This window comes from Achromobacter agilis (assembly GCF_900496965.1).
In the GTDB taxonomy this organism is placed as follows: Bacteria; Pseudomonadota; Gammaproteobacteria; order Burkholderiales; family Burkholderiaceae_B; genus Achromobacter; species Achromobacter agilis.
In genome coordinates, this window is record NZ_UFQB01000001.1 from 127,281 (window position 1) to 144,183 (window position 16,903).

The 16,903-nt window shown below is 65.9% G+C and carries 13 protein-coding genes; 6 read left to right on the top strand and 7 right to left on the bottom strand.

Features of this window, described 5'->3' with window-relative positions; genetic code table 11:
• Nucleotides 1-196 precede the first annotated feature (196 nt).
• Nucleotides 197-703: a peptide deformylase gene (def, locus tag AGI3411_RS00625; RefSeq protein WP_129525518.1), complete on the bottom strand. Its 507-nt coding sequence runs from the start codon at nt 701-703 to the stop codon at nt 197-199.
• A 219-nt stretch (nt 704-922) separates the two neighbouring features.
• Here def and dprA point away from each other — a divergent pair, with 219 nt between their 5' ends.
• The 3 genes from dprA to AGI3411_RS00640 all read left to right on the top strand — a co-directional run bounded on the left by dprA (nt 923) and on the right by AGI3411_RS00640 (nt 3,546).
• Nucleotides 923-2,032: a DNA-processing protein DprA gene (gene dprA / locus AGI3411_RS00630; protein ID WP_129525519.1), complete on the top strand. Its 1,110-nt coding sequence runs from the start codon at nt 923-925 to the stop codon at nt 2,030-2,032.
• 69 nt (nt 2,033-2,101) lie between these two features.
• Complete coding sequence (locus tag AGI3411_RS00635; protein ID WP_129525520.1) at nt 2,102-3,010, top strand: hydroxymethylglutaryl-CoA lyase; 909 nt, start codon at nt 2,102-2,104, stop codon at nt 3,008-3,010.
• A complete protein-coding gene (locus AGI3411_RS00640; protein ID WP_425265301.1) occupies nt 3,007-3,546 on the top strand; it encodes a hypothetical protein in 540 nt (179 codons plus the stop codon). Before AGI3411_RS00635 ends, AGI3411_RS00640 begins: the two co-directional genes overlap by 4 nt.
• 261 nt (nt 3,547-3,807) lie before the next feature.
• Here AGI3411_RS00640 and AGI3411_RS00645 read toward each other — a convergent pair whose 3' ends face one another.
• Both AGI3411_RS00645 and AGI3411_RS00650 read right to left on the bottom strand, forming a co-directional pair.
• Nucleotides 3,808-4,824, bottom strand: a complete 1,017-nt coding sequence (locus AGI3411_RS00645; RefSeq protein WP_129525521.1) for an amino acid ABC transporter substrate-binding protein — start codon at nt 4,822-4,824, stop codon at nt 3,808-3,810.
• Nucleotides 4,825-4,994: 170 nt separating this feature from the next.
• Complete coding sequence (locus tag AGI3411_RS00650) at nt 4,995-6,236, bottom strand: aminotransferase-like domain-containing protein (protein WP_129525522.1); 1,242 nt, start codon at nt 6,234-6,236, stop codon at nt 4,995-4,997.
• A 210-nt stretch (nt 6,237-6,446) separates the two neighbouring features.
• Between AGI3411_RS00650 and AGI3411_RS00655 the strand changes: the two genes are divergently transcribed.
• A complete protein-coding gene (locus AGI3411_RS00655; protein ID WP_129525523.1) occupies nt 6,447-7,166 on the top strand; it encodes a YggS family pyridoxal phosphate-dependent enzyme in 720 nt (239 codons plus the stop codon).
• A 156-nt stretch (nt 7,167-7,322) separates the two neighbouring features.
• On the top strand, nt 7,323-8,291 hold the full coding sequence (locus AGI3411_RS00660) for a Bug family tripartite tricarboxylate transporter substrate binding protein (RefSeq protein ID WP_129525524.1): 969 nt from the start codon (nt 7,323-7,325) through the stop codon (nt 8,289-8,291).
• Nucleotides 8,292-8,394: 103 nt separating this feature from the next.
• On the opposite strand, the gene AGI3411_RS00665 is transcribed toward AGI3411_RS00660, so the two are convergent.
• Together AGI3411_RS00665 and AGI3411_RS00670 are read right to left on the bottom strand one after the other, a co-directional pair.
• Nucleotides 8,395-12,354 carry a DUF3683 domain-containing protein gene (locus AGI3411_RS00665; RefSeq protein WP_129525525.1) on the bottom strand — a complete coding sequence of 1,320 codons (3,960 nt, stop codon included), beginning with the start codon at nt 12,352-12,354 and terminating at the stop codon, nt 8,395-8,397.
• Between the two features lie 131 nt (nt 12,355-12,485).
• Nucleotides 12,486-13,022 (bottom strand): YqaA family protein, encoded by a 537-nt coding sequence (locus AGI3411_RS00670; protein WP_129525526.1) that lies wholly within the window; start codon nt 13,020-13,022, stop codon nt 12,486-12,488.
• Nucleotides 13,023-13,179: 157 nt separating this feature from the next.
• Between AGI3411_RS00670 and ilvA the strand changes: the two genes are divergently transcribed.
• Nucleotides 13,180-14,688 (top strand): threonine ammonia-lyase, biosynthetic, encoded by a 1,509-nt coding sequence (gene ilvA, locus AGI3411_RS00675; RefSeq protein WP_129525527.1) that lies wholly within the window; start codon nt 13,180-13,182, stop codon nt 14,686-14,688.
• A gap of 165 nt (nt 14,689-14,853) precedes the next feature.
• Here the strand turns inward: ilvA and AGI3411_RS00680 are convergent, their stop codons facing one another.
• Together AGI3411_RS00680 and AGI3411_RS00685 are read right to left on the bottom strand one after the other, a co-directional pair.
• Nucleotides 14,854-15,966 carry a porin gene (locus tag AGI3411_RS00680; RefSeq protein WP_129525528.1) on the bottom strand — a complete coding sequence of 371 codons (1,113 nt, stop codon included), beginning with the start codon at nt 15,964-15,966 and terminating at the stop codon, nt 14,854-14,856.
• 429 nt (nt 15,967-16,395) lie between these two features.
• Nucleotides 16,396-16,779 carry a DUF4148 domain-containing protein gene (locus AGI3411_RS00685; protein ID WP_129525529.1) on the bottom strand — a complete coding sequence of 128 codons (384 nt, stop codon included), beginning with the start codon at nt 16,777-16,779 and terminating at the stop codon, nt 16,396-16,398.
• Nucleotides 16,780-16,903: the final 124 nt, after the last annotated feature.

Sequence of the window (16,903 nt, forward strand, 5' to 3'; positions counted from 1 at the left end):
ATACCGGGAAAAAGAGGATGGATGTCAGTTTCTCATGACGCGTCATTCCACCCGCGCCACGCAGAACAGATACTTGAGAATTGAGCCGCCCCCCGAAAAAAGCGGCTCTGGCCAAGCCGGGGCGCCGCAGAGCCGGCTTCGCCGGCCCGCCAGCGCCGCCCCCTTGAGGGGGCCCGCGAAGCGGGTAGGGGGTGGGTCACGCCCTTTCGCGCTCGGCCTTCTTCAGCTTGGTCTTGATGCGGTTCTGCTTCAGGCTGGACAAGTATTCCACGAACACCTTGCCTACAAGGTGGTCCAGCTCGTGCTGCACGCACACCGCCAACAGGCCGTCGGCCTCGAACTCGAAGGGCTTGCCGTCGACGTCCAGCGCCTTGCAGCGGATGCGGGATGCACGCTCGACCTCGTCATAGATGCCGGGCACGGACAGGCAGCCTTCTTCGTAGATCTTGTAGTCGTCGCTGTGCCACGTGATCTCGGGGTTGATCAGGACCAGCAGTTGGTTGCCTTCCTCGGACACGTCGATCACGACGACGCGCTCGTGCACGTCGACCTGGGTCGCGGCCAGGCCCACCCCCGGCGCGTCGTACATGGTGTCGGCCATGTCGCGCACGAGTTGGCGGATGCGGTCATCGACCTCGGCGACCGGCTTGGCCTTTTTGTGCAGGCGCGGGTCCGGATAGCGAAGAATGGGAAGTAAAGCCATTGAAGGGGAATTGCCAGGTAGTGATGCTTACCAAGAGTTTAATTCATTAGAGTCTTGATTTCTAATAGTTTTCGGCTAATCCATGGATTGCCAGGATTGCTACGTCCCCGGTTGTTGCGAGGCGGAGCGGTGCAGCAATTCCGTCCCCTCCAGCCGCCGCCCGCGCGCCGCGCATGCGACACTCTCGCACCGCCACCGACGCTCGCGCGCGCCCGCTACATGCCGCTTACGCAATCCCCCGCCGAAATGGCCGCCTGGCTGCGGCTGTCCCTGGAGCCGAATATCGGCTCCGCCACCGCCTGCACGCTGCTCGGCGCGCTCGGCCTGCCCGAACAGATATACGCCCACCGCGCCACGGCGCTGTCGCGGCACGTGCCCGAACCGCTCGCGCGCCAGCTGGCCGCGCCGATGCCCGCCGACATGGCGTCCCAGGTCGATGCCGCGCTGGAATGGGCCGCCGATCCGGGCCGCCACATCCTGACGCTCGCGGACCCCACCTACCCCCAAAGCCTGCTCACGATCTCGGACCCGCCGATCCTGCTCTACGTCGCCGGCGATCCTGCCTTCCTGCAAGGGCCCTCGCTGGCGGTGGTGGGCGCGCGCAATGCCACGCCCGGCGGCCGCGAGAACGCCCGCGCGTTCGCCCGCCACTTGGCGGCCCACGGCTGGCGCGTGGTCAGCGGGCTGGCCCTGGGCATCGACGGCGCTGCCCACGAAGGAGCGCTGGAGGCCGGCCCCGAAGGCGCCGGCACCGTGGCGGTCATGGGCACGGGCATCGACCGCATCTATCCCGCCCGGCACCGCGAACTGGCGCACCGCATCGCGGCGCACGGCGCGCTGGTGTCCGAACTGCCGCTGGGCACCGGCGCGCAGCCCCAGCACTTCCCCAAGCGCAACCGCATCGTGGCGGGGCTGACGCGCGGCGTGCTGGTGGTGGAGGCCGCCCGGCAGAGCGGATCGCTCATCACCGCGCGGCTGGCGGGCGAAAGCGGGCGTGAAGTCTTTGCCATTCCCGGCTCGATCCATTCGCCCCTTTCGCGCGGATGCCATGCGCTGATCCGCCAGGGCGCGAAGCTCGTAGAAACCGCCAGCGACATCACCGACGAACTCGGCGGCGGGCCGATGCCTTCCCCGCGCGTCCAGGCCGCTCCGGCCCCGCTGCCGGAGCACCCCGTACTTGACGCGCTGGGCTTCGATCCGCTGCACCTGGATGCGATCCAGGCCCGCTGCGGGCTGGCCACCGGCGACCTGCAAGCGCAGCTCGTGGAACTGGAACTGCAGGGCCGGATCGCCCGTCTGGACGACGGCCGATACCAGCGTCTGAAGTAGGCGCTAATATTGAGCGATAGCGCCGCAACCTTGCCGCGCCGCTCATCCCATCCCGAAACAGGAAGAGACATGGCTTTGCCCTCCCGCGTAAAGATCGTCGAGGTGTCGCCCCGCGATGGCCTGCAGAACGAAAAGGAATTCGTGCCTACCGACATCAAGGTGGAACTGGTCGACCGGCTCAGCGCCGCCGGCTTCCCGAATGTCGAGGCCGCATCGTTCGTATCGCCCAAATGGGTGCCACAGATGGCCGACGGCGCGGACGTCATGGCGCGCATCCAGCGCCGCCCCGGCACGATCTATTCCGTGCTGACGCCCAACATGAAGGGCTTCGAGGGCGCGCTTGCGGCCGGGGCCGACGAGATCGTGATCTTCGGCGCCGCCAGCGAGGCCTTCTCGCAAAAGAACATCAACTGTTCGATCGCGGAATCCATCGCGCGTTTCGAACCCGTGGTGCAGGCCGCCCGCGAGGCCGGCATCCGCGTGCGCGGCAGCATCAGCTGCGCGCTGGGCTGCCCGTACCAGGGCGAAGTCCCGGTCGAAGCGGTGGTAGACGTGGCGCAGCGCTACCTGGCGATGCAGGTCGACGAGATCGACGTGGCCGACACCATCGGCGTGGGCACGCCCAAGCGCGTGCGCGAAGTGATGACGGCGGTGACGCGCGTCGTAGACCCCGCGCGCATATCCGGCCACTTCCACGACACCTACGGCCAGGCCCTGGCCAACATCCTGGCAGCACTGGAGTCCGGCATTTCCATCTTCCATACGTCCGTGGCCGGCCTGGGCGGCTGCCCGTACGCCAAGGGCGCCACCGGCAACGTCGCGACCGAAGACGTGCTGTACATGCTGCGCGGCCTGGACATCGAGACCGGTGTGGATTTCGACGCCGTCGTCGACATCGGGCAATGGATGTCGTCCCATCTGAACCGCAAGGGTTCCAGCCGGGCCGGCAACGCCATTGCCGCCAAACGGGCCGCATGAGTACGCCGGACGGCCCCAAGGGCGAATACCGGGATGCGCAGCACGAAGGCAGCCCAGTGAGCGCTCCCGGCGTCACGCCCTCCCCCGAGAATCACGCAGCGCTGCTGCGCGCCATCGGCCCGTTGCCCTTGTCGGGCCAGGCATGGCCCGACTGGGTGCGCATCCTGACCTGGGTGATCCTGGCCATCCTGGGCGTGCAAGTCGTCACCACCGCGATCCGCGCGCCCTCGCAACCCTTCGATACCCTGCTGATCGTGGCGGTCGTGCTGTGCTTCCTGGGCCTGCTGTTCGTGTCCTGGCACATGCAGACCTCGATCACCACCATCGACGAACGCGGCCTGCGCCAGACCTGGTTCACGCGCCGCGAGGTCGCCTGGGAAGACGTACGCTACGCACGCTTCGTGCCCATGCTGTTTTCAAAGCGCCTGGTCGTGTTCACGCACCGCGGACGGCCAATGATCTTTCAGGGCGGCACGCGGGAATTGCGCGCGGCGTTTGTGAAGATTGCGGGCGTGTATAAAAGCTCCGGTGTCTGACACCCCAGCCCTTTGTTCCGTGTGTCTGACGGGCTAAGGACGGTCTACCCGGGTGTCAGACACCGGCTGACTTTTCTTTCCGTGTCTGACACCCTTACGGGATGGCCTGTCGAACTGCAACGATGCCCCTCGGGTGTCTGACACCGGCCGCAATTGGACGGTCTTTCAAAGTCAGCCGGTGTCAGACACCCGGGACCATCGCTTCGGCTTGACGATCACTTCGTAAGGGTGTCTGACACTCGGAGTTATCGACACTCGGAGTTATCGGATGGGCAATGCGTACATCAGCCCGCCCTGCGTCCACTGCGCATTCAGGCCGCGCTGGATCTTCAGGGGGCTGCCTTGGCCGACGTTGCGTTCGAAGCTCTCGCCGTAGTTGCCCACCTGCTTGATGATGTTGTAGGCCCACTTTTCGTCCAGCCCCAGGTTGGCGCCGCCGCCTGGCGTAACGCCCAGGATGCGTTTGATGTTGGGGTTGGCGCTCTTGGCCTGCTCGTCCACGTTCTTGGACGTCACACCGTACTCTTCGGCCTCGATCATGGCGGACAGCGACCAGTGCACGACGTTCAGCCAGGCATCGTCGCCCTGGCGCACGAACGGACCCAGCGGTTCCTTCGAGATGATCTCGGGCAGCACCACGTAGTCGTCGGGATTCTGCAGCTTCGAGATGCGGATCGAGGCCAGGCCCGACGCGTCCGTGCTGAAGACGTCGCAACGGCCCGCGGCGAACGCGTTGACCACTTCGTTGAAGGTTTCGATCACGACCGGCTTGTAGCTCACGTTGTTGGCGCGCGCCCAGTCGGCCAGCGTGTTCTCGTTGGACGTGCCGGTCTGCAGGCAGATCGTGGCGCCGTTGATTTCCTTGGCGCTCTTCACGCCCAGCGACTTCGGCACCAGGAAACCCTGGCCGTCGTAGAAATTGATGCCGGCGTGGATGATGCCCAGGGCGGTGTCGCGCTGCTGGGTCACGGTGGTATTGCGCGTCAGCACGTCCACTTCGCCGGATTGCAGCGCGGTGAAGCGCTGCTGGGAATTCAGCGGCACGACCTTGATCTTGTCGGCGTCGCCGAAGACGGCCGCCGCGATGGCGCGGCACAGGTCCACGTCCAGCCCTTGCCACTTGCCTTGGGCGTCGGGCGCGGAAAAGCCGGCGAACCCCGTCGTCGTACCGCAAGCGACCGCGCCGCGCTGGCGCACCACGTCCAGCGTGGCGGCTTGCGCGCCCTGCGCCGCCGCCAGCAACAGCGCTGCGCCCATCAACCCTTTTGCAATGTTCATGACCTGTTTCCTGTTCTTTTTCCGGACGCGAAGACGCGCCAAGGCAAGAAGCTTATAGACATGAAGCGCCCGTACCAAATAACAAGCGCTTATTTAGGTATGTGCGCCCGGCCAGGCCGGGACACATGCGCAAGGATAGCAAGCGGCAAGGCAGCGCCGGATGCGCGCCGTCAAGCCGCCAGCGAGATCGACACGGGTTCGTTGGCCTCGCAGGCATCGAGCGCGCGGCCCAGCCGCTGCATGCCCTGGGCGATCTGGCCTTCGTTCATGGTGGCGAACGACATGCGCATGGCGTGCAGGTCGGCCTGCGCCGGATCCGCGTAGAACGCCTTGCCCGGCACGTAGACCACTTCATGCTCGATGGCATAGGGCAGCAGGCGAGTTGCGTCGACCTCGCCCGTCAGGCGCGCCCAGAAGAACATGCCGCCCTCGGGCTTGCTGAACGTGACCCGGCCCGCGAGTTCGCGGGCAAGCGACTCGGCCATTGCATCGCAGCGCAAGCCGTAGGCGGCGCGGATGCGCGGCACGTGCTCGGCATAGCGGCCGTTGGCCAGGTATTGGGCCACGACTTCCTGGATCCAGGCGGACGAGGCCATGTCGTCGGCCGCCTTGGCGCCGACGCAGCGGCGGCGGACCTCGGCCGGCGCGACCAGCCAGCCGATGCGCAGCGCCGGGGCCATGGTCTTGGACATGCTGGCCAGGTACACCGCCCAGTGACGGGCCTCGCCTTCGGCCAGGGCGGCGATGGGCGGCACCGCCTCGCCGGCGAAACGCAGTTCGCTATAAGGGTCGTCTTCGACGATCAGGAAGCGGTGCTTGACCGCGAGATCCAGCAGCCGCAGGCGACGCTGGCGCGTGAGCGTGGCGCCGCAGGGGTTGGAGAACGACGCCACGACGCATACGATCTTCGGCTTGACCCGGGCGGCCAGCGCATCCAGCGCATCCACGTCGATGCCGTCGGGCCCGGACTGCACCGTGTGCACCGTTGCGCCGGTGTAGCGCAGGGCCTGCACGGAGTTGGGAAACGCGGGCGACTCGATGATGGCGTGGTCGCCGGGTTGCAGCATGACGCGGCTCAGGAGCGCCAGCGCCTGCTGGGAACCGCCGGTAACGGCCAGTTCGGTATCGGCGTCGCAGGCAAGGCCGCGCTCGGCGGACAGGCGCGCCAGCTCATGGCGCAGGCTGGCCTGCCCGTCGATGTTGGAATACTGCAGGCACGCCCCCAGCCGCGCCATGACCTGCGTCGACGCGATCGTCAGGCCTTCGACGTCGAACAGTTCCTGGGCGGGGTAGCCGCCCGCCAGCGAAATGGTGCCCGGCCGCATGGCATACGGCATCAGTGATCGGATGGGAGAGGCGGGGGGACTCGCGAAGGGCGTGGCAAAAGCGTATTCGGGCGCTGCGCTGGACATGGCGGGGGGACTGGGAAAGAAAGGACCGACGGAGAACCGTGTCGCCCGCAGGGGCGGCGCCGGACGGCTTAGAACATTGAAATATAAACAAATCGCTTCAAATTCTAAGCCTGCCGCCGACACAGGGTCAACGGCGCAACCGGGCAGTGTGGCGAAACGATCCTGCACAGTCCTACACTATGGGACATCCTGTTCCTGCAAGAGAGCTGCATGACCGCCGTAGACACCATGGCCGGGCGCCTTGCCCAGATCCAGCAACGCATCGCGGACGCCTGCGCGCGCGCCGGCCGCCCTCCGGAAAGCGTGACACTGCTGCCCGTCAGCAAGACCTTCGGCATCGACGCCATCCGCGAAGCCATGGCGCTGGGACTGACCCGCTTCGGCGAGAACAAGACGCAGGAAATCCGCCAGAAGGCCGCTGCCCTGGCCGGCCAGGGCCTGCAATGGGTGCTGATCGGCCACCTACAGACCAACAAGGCCCGCGACGCCGCCCGCGACGCCGCCGAGGTGCAGTCGCTGGACCGGGTGGAACTGGCCGAGGCTCTGCACCGCCGCCTGGTCAATGAGGGCCGCAGCCTGGACGTGCTGGTGCAGGTGAAGACCTCGTCCGAACCCAGCAAGTACGGCATGGCTCCCGAAGAGGTGCCCGCCTTCCTGCGGCGCATCGCGGCCGACTTCCCGGCCTTGCGCGTGCAGGGGCTGATGACGCTGGCCGTGAACTCGCCGGACCCGGACGAAGTGCGGGCCTGCTTCCGCGCCCTGCGCGAGCTGCGCGACCGGCTGCGCCAGGAAAACATCCCCGGGGTATCGCTGGAGCGCCTGTCGATGGGCATGAGCGGGGATTTCGAGCTGGCAATCGAGGAAGGCTCGACGGAGGTGCGCATCGGTACGGCCGTCTTCGGCGCGCGCACCTATCCCGATCCGCAGTGATCCACCACGCGGACGGATAGGAAAAGGGCCCGCTTTTCGGGCCCTTTTGCGTAGGCGCAAGGCATAATGGCGGCGCAAGAAAAAAGCGACGCGGGCTTGACAATGGTCAAGGACGCAATCGTCGCGCTTTCGATATCCCGCACGAGGAGACACCCCATGCACAAGCACATGAAGCGCCTGTTGGCGTTCGCCGCCCTGTCCCTGGCCGCCGGCGCGGCCGCCGCCCAGACCTGGCCCACCCAGCCTGTCCGCTGGATCGTGCCCTACCCGGCCGGCGGCGGCACCGACGTGGTGGCGCGCACCGTGGCAAGCAGCCTGGAAAAAACGCTGGGCCAGACCATCGTGGTCGAAAACCGCCCCGGCGCCGGCACCATCATCGGCGCGACCGCGATTGCGCAGGCCGAGCCCTCGGGCTACGTCGTCGGCACCGCCGACTCCGGCACCCTGGCGTTCAACTCGTCGCTCTACGCCAAGCTGTCCTACGATCCGGCCAAGTTCACCTATATCGGCGGCATCGCCAAATTCCCGCTGCTGTTGGCCGTGAACGTCAATTCGCCGTACAAGACCGTGGCCGAAGTGCTCGCGGCCGCCAAGAAAGAGCCGGGCAAGCTGACGGCCGCTTCGGCCGGCGCGGGCTCGCCCCACCATCTGGCGCTGGAGCTCTTCAAGCAACGCACGGGCGCCAATCTGCTGCACGTGCCCTACAAGGGCGCGGCGCCGGCCATCCAGGATCTGCTGGGCGGCCAGGTCGACCTGATGTTCATCGATCTCGCCTCGGGCCTGCCCAACGTAAAGGCCGGCAAGCTGCGCGTCCTGGGGGCCGCGACGCCCGAACGCCTGTCGGTGCTGCCGGACACGCCCACGATGGCCGAGCAAGGCATCGCCAACTTCACCGCCTACGCCTGGCAGGGCCTGGTGGGCCCGGCCGGCTTGCCGGAGAACGTGGTCAAGAAGCTGTCGGCCGACCTGGACGCCACCCTCAAGAGCCCCGCCGTGTCGCAGAAGATCCTGGACATGGGCGTCATCCCCATGCCGATGTCGGCACAGGAGTTCAAGGGCTACGCCGAGCAGGAGCGCGCCGCCTGGGCGGACGTGATCAAGAAGGCTGGCATCAAACTGGAGTAATCCGGAAGGGCTCCCCCGAGCGGGGGGCGTTTCGGCCTCGGGGAGCCCCCCCGGGGCGAAAAAAAACCGCGGCCATCGCTGGCCGCGGTTTTTTCTTGGCCGTTCAGACCAGCACGCGCTCGATGCCGCCCGCATTGGCGCGGCGGACGTAGTCCTCCATCCAGCTTTCACCCAGGATGTGGCGCGCCATTTCGACCACGATGTAGTCCGCTTCCATGCCGGTATCGCCCTCGTAGCGCGACAGGCCTTGCAGGCACGACGGGCAGGAGGTCAGCACCTTCACGTCGCCCGTGAAGCCGTCGCTGCGCAGCGCGGCGTCGCCCTTGAGCAACTCTTCCTGCTTGCGAAAGCGCACCTGCGTGGAAATGTCCGGACGGCTGACGGCCAGCGTGCCCGACTCGCCGCAGCAGCGGTCGCTCTTGACGGCGTCGTTACCCACCAGGGCGCGGACGGTCTTCATGGGCTCCTGCAGCTTCATGGGCGTGTGGCAGGGGTCGTGGTACATGTAGCGCACGCCCTTCGCGCCCTCGAGTTTGATGCCCTTTTCGAGCAGGTACTCGTGGATGTCGATCAGGCGGCAACCCGGGAAGATCTTCTCGAACTCGTAGCCCGCGAGCTGGTCGTAGCAGGTGCCGCAACTGACCACCACCGTCTTGATATCCAGGTAGTTCAGCGTGTTGGCGACCCGGTGGAACAGCACCCGGTTGTCGGTGATAATCTGCTCGGCCTTGTCGGTCATGCCGTTGCCGCGCTGAGGATAGCCGCAGCACAGGTAGCCCGGCGGCAGCACGGTCTGAACGCCCGCGTGCCACAGCATGGCCTGCGTGGCCAGGCCCACTTGCGAGAACAGGCGCTCCGAACCGCAGCCGGGGAAGTAGAACACGGCCTCCGTATCGGCCGTGGTGGCCTTCGGATCGCGGATGATCGGCACGTAGTTCGCGTCTTCGATATCCAGCAGCTTGCGCGCCGCCTGCTTGGGCAGCCCGCCCGGCATCTTCTTGTTCACGAAGTGCACGACCTGCTCGCGCAGCGGGGGCTTGCCCACCGTGGCCGGCGGCGCGGACGTCTGCTTCTTCACCAGGCCCGACAGCAGGTCATGCGCCGCGCGCTGCACCTTGTAGCCCACGCCCACCATCGCCTTGCGGGTGGCGTTGATCGTGGCCGGATCCTTGGCGTTCAGGAAGAACATGGCGCTGGCCGTGCCGGGATTGAATGACTTGCGGCCCATGCGGCGCAGCACGGCACGCATGTTCATGGACACGTCGCCGAAATCGATGTCGACGGGACAGGGGTTGTAGCACTTGTGGCAGACCGTGCAGTGGTCGGCCACGTCCTCGAATTCTTCCCAGTGCTTCAGGCTGACGCCGCGGCGGGTCTGCTCTTCGTACAGGAAGGCCTCCACCAGCAGCGAGGTGGCCAGGATTTTGTTGCGCGGCGAATACAGCAGGTTCGCGCGTGGCACGTGGGTAGCGCACACGGGCTTGCACTTGCCGCAGCGCAGGCAGTCCTTGATGGATTCCGAGATGGCGCCGATGTCGCTTTGCTGCATGATCAGCGACTCGTGGCCCATCAGGTTGAAGCTGGGCGTCCAGGCGTGGCGCAGGTCGGCGCCCGGCATGAGCTTGCCGGCGTTGAAATGGCCCTTGGGATCCACGCGACGCTTGTAGTCCTGGAACGGCGCCAGTTCGGCTTCGGTCAGGAATTCGTATTTGGTCAGGCCGATGCCGTGTTCGCCGGAGATCACGCCATCCAGGTCGCGGGCGATCTGCATGATGCGCTCGACGGCCTGATGGGCCTCCTGCAGCATCTCGTAGTCGTCCGAGTTGACCGGGATATTGGTGTGCACGTTGCCGTCGCCGGCATGCATGTGCAGCGCGACGAACACGCGGCTCTTCAGCACGCGGCCATGGATGGCCACCAGTTCGTCGACGATCTTCTTGTAGGCTGCCCCCGAGAACGCGCGCTGCAGGCCGGCCAGCACTTCGGTTTTCCAGGACACGCGGATCGTGCGGTCCTGTACCACGTCGAAGATGCGGGCATCGGGCTGTGCCGCCAGGCGGTCCGACAGGGCGGCCTGCAGGTCGCCCAGGCCCAGGCCGTGCAGCTCGGGCAAGGCCTGCAGCAGCGGCATGTCCAGATTGTCCAGCAGCCACTGCCAGCGCTTCCGGGCGCCGGCCAGCAGTTCCAGCGCCTGGCGCGTGCGCTCGGCCAATACTTCGGCGCGGGTAGTCTCGATGTCCGTGTCGTCGATCTTGCCGACCGGCAGCGGCGTGCACAGGTAGGCGTCCAGCGCCCCCAGCAGCTTGAGCTTGTTGCGGGTCGAGAGCTCGATGTTGATGCGTTCGATGTGATCCGTGTATTCGCCCATGCGGGGCAGCGGGATCACCACGTCTTCGTTGATCTTGAAGGCGTTGGTATGGCGGGCGATGGCGGCGGTGCGCGAACGGTCCAGCCAGAACTTCTTGCGCGCCTCGGGGCTGACGGCCACGAAGCCTTCGCCATGGCGGGTGTTGGCCAGCCGCACGACCTCGCTGGCCGCCGTGGCGACCGCGTCTTCGTCGTCGCCGACGATGTCGCCGATCAGGACCATCTTGGGCAGCACGCCGCGTTTGCTCTTGGTGGCGTAGCCCACCGCGCGCAGATAGCGTTCGTCCAGGTGCTCCAGGCCCGCCAGGATGGCACCGCGCTCGCGGCCCTCGCCGTCCAGGTAGCCCTTGACCTCGACGATCGACGGGATGGCGTCGCGCGCCTGGCCGAAGAACTCCATGCACACCGTGCGCGTGTGGCGCGGCATGCGGTGCAGCACCCAGCGCGCCGACGTGATCAGGCCGTCGCAACCTTCCTTCTGGATGCCGGGCAGGCCCGCCAGGAACTTGTCCGTGACGTCCTTGCCCAGCCCTTCCTTGCGGAACACGCGGCCCTGGATCTCCAGCGTCTCGGTCTTGAGCAGGCGTTCGCCCGGCTTGCCGCGGCCATCGAACCATTTGAGCTCGAAACGGGCCACCTCCACGTCATGGATCTTGCCCATGTTGTGGTCCAGGCGGCTGACTTCCAGCCAGTTGCCGTTCGGGTCGACCATGCGCCACCAGGCCAGATTGTCCAGCGCGGTGCCCCACAGCACGGCCTTCTTGCCGCCCGCGTTCATGGCGATGTTGCCGCCCACGCACGAGGCTTCGGCCGAGGTCGGATCGACCGCAAACACAAAGCCCGCCGCTTCGGCCGCTTCGGAGACCCGCTTGGTCACTACGCCGGCGCCGGCATGGATGACCGCCACGGGTTCGCTCAGGCCGGGCAGGATACAGGACTCGACCTTGCCCAGCTTGTCGAATTTCTCGGTGTTGATGACCGCCGACTTCCAGGTCAGCGGGATGGCGCCGCCGGTATAGCCGGTGCCGCCCCCACGCGGAATGATGGTCAGGCCCAGTTCGATACAGGCCGTGACCAGTGCGGCGATTTCGTCTTCCGTATCGGGCGTGAGCACCACGAAGGGATACTCCACCCGCCAGTCGGTCGCGTCGGTCACGTGCGATACGCGCGACAGGCCGTCGAACTTGATGTTGTCGCGTGCCGTGATGCGGCCCAGGGCCTTCTGCGCCTGCTTGCGCATCATGGCCGTCTGGTCGAATTCGCCTTCGAAGGCGGCAATGGCCGAACGCGCCCGCGCCAGCAGGCCGACGACCTTTTCATCGCGGTGCGGATCGTGGCCGGCCTCGGCCGGCACGTCGGGTTCGCGGCGGCGGTCGATCTCGGCCAGGCGATGGTGCAGGGCTTCGATGAGCTGCTTGCGGCGCTTGGGGTTGTCGAGCAGGTCGTCCTGCAGGTAGGGGTTGCGGCGCACCACCCAGATGTCGCCCAGCACCTCGTACAGCATGCGGGCCGAACGCCCCGTCCGGCGCTCGCCGCGCAGATCGGTCAACAGGCTCCAGGCATCGTCGCCCAGCAACCGGCCGACGATCTCGCGATCGGAGAACGAGGTGTAGTTGTAGGGGATTTCGCGCAGGCGCGCGGGAGCTGCGGGCGGCATCGCCCCGTTCAAGATGTGGCTAGCGAGTGGGGCGTTCATGGCTGCAAGGGGGGCCCGTAAAAAAACATTTTATGCCATTGCTCGAGTCTGCCCCCGAATACCCCCAGAGACGCGCCCGAAACCGCGGGGAAACCGGATCAATCCGTCCCCAAATAAAATCCTGATTGGCGCTAGATTTGCCCCGGGAAGAACCACAGGAGGCTGGCCGTCATGGCCAGGTAGCGCAGGAATTTGCCGATGGCCATGTAGAAGACACAAGGCCAGAAGGACAGCCGCAACCATCCCGCCACCGCACACAGCGGATCGCCCACGGCGGGCAGCCACGACAGCAGCAGGGCCGGCGGCCCCATGCGGTGGATCCAGTCATGGGCACGCTCGTTCCAGCGGCCGCGCATGCGTCCGCCCTCGGTCGCGCTGGGGTGCGGGTGGGGGTGTTTTTCCTTCCAGCGCTGCACGGCGCGTTCGGCGCCCAGGCCCATGGCGTAGCTGATGGCGCCGCCCGCCGTATTGCCCAGGGTCGCCACCAGGATGGCCGGCCAGAACATGTCCGGCGCCAGCTTGACGTAGCCGAACACGGCCGGCTCGGAACCCATCGGCAGCAAGGTCGCGGACACGAGCGAGACCGTGAAAATCGCGGACAGGCCGACCGAGGGCAGCGCCAGCACCCCAAGCATCCAGTGAACGGCGGATAACAGACTTTCTTCCATAGTGGGCCGAGTGTAGCCGCGCGCGGGCCGCTCTCCCGCGTCCGGCGGCTCCGCTCCCGTCCAGTCAGCGGAAAAGCCAGCAAAAACCTGACGGGCAGCGCGGATTTCCCTGCAATAATCTCCCCCACTTTCCCACTTTCCGCGCCACGTGCAGTCCATGTCCACCGATTATCTGAAACGCATCCTGACTTCCAAGGTTTATGACGTCGCGGTCGAATCGCCGCTGGAAACGGCGCCGCTGCTGTCCCAGCGGATATCGAACACGATCCTGCTCAAGCGCGAAGATACCCAGGCCGTATTCAGCTTCAAGCTGCGCGGCGCGTACAACAAGATGGCCAACCTGAGCCCGGCGGCGCGCAACCGCGGGGTGATTGCCGCGTCGGCCGGCAACCACGCCCAGGGCGTGGCGCTGGCGGCCAGCCGGCTGGGCTGCCGCGCCGTCATCGTCATGCCCACCACCAGCCCGCAGGTAAAGATCGACGCGGTCCGCCGCCTCGGCGGCGAGGTGGTGTTGGCCGGCGAGAGCTTCTCCGACGCCTACGCGCACGCGCAGATCCTGGAAAAGAAGGAAAAACTGACCTTCGTCCATCCCTTCGACGATCCCGATGTCATTGCGGGCCAGGGCACGGTGGGCATGGAAATCCTGCGCCAGCATCCGGGGCCGATCGATGCCATTTTCGTCGCCATCGGCGGCGGCGGCCTGATCGCGGGCGTGGCCGCCTACATCAAGCAGCTGCGTCCGGAGATCAAGATCATCGGCGTGCAGACGGAAGACTCCGACGCCATGCTGCGCAGCGTGCGCGCCGGCCGCCGCGTGCAGCTGAACGATGTCGGCCTGTTCTCGGACGGCACGGCGGTCAAGATGGTCGGCGCGGAAACCTTCAAGCTCACGCGCCAGTACGTCGACGATTTCGTGGTGGTCAACACCGATGCGATCTGCGCGGCCATCAAGGACGTGTTCCAGGACACGCGCAGCGTGCTGGAGCCCGCGGGCGCAATGGCGGTCGCCGGCGCCAAGCAGTACGCGGCCGAGCACAACCTGAAGGGCAAGACGCTGGTCGCCATCGCCTGCGGCGCCAACATGAATTTCGACCGCCTGCGCTTCGTGTCCGAGCGCGCGGAAGTCGGCGAGATGCGCGAAGCCATCTTCGCCGTCACCATGCCTGAGCAGCGCGGCAGCTTCCGCCGCTTCTGCGAGCTCGTGGGCGAGCGCAGCGTCACCGAGTTCAACTACCGCATTTCGGACGCAGACCGCGCGCATGTTTTTGTCGGCGTCCAGGTCTCGTCGGCCTCCGAGCCCGACAAGATCGCCGCGAACTTCCGCCGCCATGGCTTCGACACGCTGGATCTCACCCACGACGAAATGGCCAAGACCCACTTGCGCCACATGGTGGGCGGGCGCTCGGCGCTGGCGCGCAACGAATTGCTGTACCGGTTCGAATTTCCGGAGCGTCCGGGCGCGCTGATGCGTTTCCTGAACGCGATGAATCCGGACTGGAACATCAGCCTGTTCCATTACCGCAATCAGGGCGCGGACTACGGCCGCATCCTGATCGGCATCCAGGTGCCGCCCGCCGACAAGAAACAGTTCCGCAACTTCGTGGCGGAACTGGGCTATCCACACTGGAACGAGACCGACAACCCGGCCTACAAGCTCTTCCTGTAGCGCCGCGGCCAGCCCCGACAAAATGCGAGAGGGCCTCCTTGCGGAGGCCCTTCCCTTCCCTGCGCTAGCGGCGTCCAGCGGCAACCTGGAGGGGGGTTCGCTGTCACTCGGCGGCCCACGGAGACGGGCCGCGCATTCAGCAAGGTTTGCCGGACGCCCTATCGCTTAGAAACGGTGACGCACGCCCACCGCGAAGGCGGTGTCGGTCGCATCGCGCTGGAACGCGTAGTTGTCGCCATAGGAGGCGTACGCGTACAGGTTGGTGCGCTTGGTGAAGTCGTACGTATAGCCGAGGCTGTAGACGTTGAACGTCGCGTCGTCGCCGGTCAGCTTGTCGTTGCTCGCCGTCGCGCGCTGCCACGAACCGAAGATGGCGTGGCGGCCCAGCGGCACGGTGGCGCCGATCATGTACGAGTTGGCGCGGAAGCCATCGGCCAGCTTGAACGTGCCGAGGGTCTGCATGCCATCCGGCGTGGTGCCCATGTTCTGGCCGACGAACCAGCCGTCGCGGGTCTGGCCGAACGCGGCGGCCAGCTTCACGACTTCGAAGTCGTACGAACCGCCGACGATGTATTCCTGGATACGCGCGGCCGACTTGCCGCTGGTGCGGTTGTTGGTCGGGTTGAAACGGTCGTACGCCGCGGCCAGGTTCAGCGGGCCGTTGACGTACTGCACGCCGGCGGTCAGCACGCGGTTGTTGTTGCCGGTTTCGAAGCCGGTCTGCGAGGTGTCGCTGACCGAATCATCGGCGCTGAACGAGTAGCCCACGCCAGCCTTGAAACCGCCCATGCTGGGGGTCTGGTACAGGACCATGTTGTCCAGGCGCATCGTGTTCGCGCTGCTGAACGTGGTACCCATGTTGGCGGTGTTGTAGCTGATCGAGAACGGGTCGATCGAACCGAAGTACTTGGAAGCCAGGTTCGTCTGGCGGCCGAATTCCAGGCGGCCCCACGAATCGCTGTCCAGGCCCACGGTGGCCTGGCGGCCCCACAGGCGGTTGTTCTGGAGCGACTTGCCGTTCATCGGGCCGAAACCGCCTTCCAACGTGAACACGGCGCGCAGGCCGTCGCCCAGGTCTTCGGTACCGCGCAAGCCGAAGCGCGAGCCGCTGCTCACGCCCTGCACGCCGCCGAAACGGCTTTGCGAATTACCGCCGAACTTCACTTTTTCGTAACCGACGCCGGCGTCGATCAAGCCGTACAGCGTCACGGAGTCGGCGGCCTGCGCGGCACCGGCAAAGCCGGCCAGCAGCGCGGCGGCCAATAGCGTCTTCTTCATAAGAGTCCCCAAAATGGCGAGATGAAAGGCAAACCGCAAACCCGCCACGCAAACGGCCGGTATCTGCGTGCCGCAGCAAACAAGCAAGCGGCGCATGCACTGAAGCTAGTGTCCGGCCTGCGCCAATTCGAAGTAACCCGGATTTCGAAGAACTACTTTCCATGGTTGGGATAATGACCCGCCCGTGGCTGCCGCCCCTTTTTGGAAATCTGCGCTAACGCATTGATATCAAATATGAATCATTGCTCGCAATAGTTAAATCACCCTGCGGACATTCTCTGTCCCGCCCCCTGGCCTAACAAGAGTTGTTGTGGAGCGCGCCTAATTTGTGATGCGTAAACGCGACACCAGCGCCATGCGGACCAGGATGAAAAAACCCCCTCGGCGTGCATTCACGAGGGGGTTCCGTGACCTTCCGGGCGGGACGGCTTACTTGCCTTGGGGCGGGTAGTCCAGTTCGCCGAAGCTGTATTCACCGCGCGCCTTCGCCTCGGCCAGCTCCTGGCGGACTTGTTCGCGGGTCTTGCCGGCCGATTGCGACACCGCGGCCTTGGGCGGGTAATCCAGTTCGGCCGAGGTCACCTGGCCGGCAGCCTTGGCGGCTTGCAGTTCCTGCTGAACCTGTTCACGCGACAGGCTGGTTTGCTCGGCCGCGGCGGGCGGATAGTCCAGTTCGCCGAACGTCACTTGGCCGGCGGCGCGGGCGGCCTGCAGCTCCTGCTGGACTTGTTCACGCGTCTTGCCATCGGCGTGAGCGGCGGACATACCCACTAGGGTGGCGGTAACCATAAGTGCGGTAGCTAGGGCTTTCATTGTGAGGACTCCATCCTAAACCTTGCACATCGTCTTCTGCCAGGCTGGCAGGTGCGATATGACAATTTGATTGCTGGGATGAAGTATCTGGCGATCGCGTCCTAGTAAAAACCCTTATTTTGGT

What these genes read in the sequence shown, in the direction of transcription:
- def (WP_129525518.1), bottom strand. Translation starts at nt 703, where the DNA reads ATGGCTTTACTTCCCATTCTTCGCTATCCGGACCCGCGCCTGCACAAA.
- dprA (WP_129525519.1), top strand. Translation starts at nt 923, where the DNA reads ATGCCGCTTACGCAATCCCCCGCCGAAATGGCCGCCTGGCTGCGGCTG.
- AGI3411_RS00635 (WP_129525520.1), top strand. Translation starts at nt 2,102, where the DNA reads ATGGCTTTGCCCTCCCGCGTAAAGATCGTCGAGGTGTCGCCCCGCGAT.
- AGI3411_RS00640 (WP_425265301.1), top strand. Translation starts at nt 3,007, where the DNA reads ATGAGTACGCCGGACGGCCCCAAGGGCGAATACCGGGATGCGCAGCAC.
- AGI3411_RS00645 (WP_129525521.1), bottom strand. Translation starts at nt 4,824, where the DNA reads ATGAACATTGCAAAAGGGTTGATGGGCGCAGCGCTGTTGCTGGCGGCG.
- AGI3411_RS00650 (WP_129525522.1), bottom strand. Translation starts at nt 6,236, where the DNA reads ATGTCCAGCGCAGCGCCCGAATACGCTTTTGCCACGCCCTTCGCGAGT.
- AGI3411_RS00655 (WP_129525523.1), top strand. Translation starts at nt 6,447, where the DNA reads ATGACCGCCGTAGACACCATGGCCGGGCGCCTTGCCCAGATCCAGCAA.
- AGI3411_RS00660 (WP_129525524.1), top strand. Translation starts at nt 7,323, where the DNA reads ATGCACAAGCACATGAAGCGCCTGTTGGCGTTCGCCGCCCTGTCCCTG.
- AGI3411_RS00665 (WP_129525525.1), bottom strand. Translation starts at nt 12,354, where the DNA reads ATGAACGCCCCACTCGCTAGCCACATCTTGAACGGGGCGATGCCGCCC.
- AGI3411_RS00670 (WP_129525526.1), bottom strand. Translation starts at nt 13,022, where the DNA reads ATGGAAGAAAGTCTGTTATCCGCCGTTCACTGGATGCTTGGGGTGCTG.
- ilvA (WP_129525527.1), top strand. Translation starts at nt 13,180, where the DNA reads ATGTCCACCGATTATCTGAAACGCATCCTGACTTCCAAGGTTTATGAC.
- AGI3411_RS00680 (WP_129525528.1), bottom strand. Translation starts at nt 15,966, where the DNA reads ATGAAGAAGACGCTATTGGCCGCCGCGCTGCTGGCCGGCTTTGCCGGT.
- AGI3411_RS00685 (WP_129525529.1), bottom strand. Translation starts at nt 16,779, where the DNA reads ATGAAAGCCCTAGCTACCGCACTTATGGTTACCGCCACCCTAGTGGGT.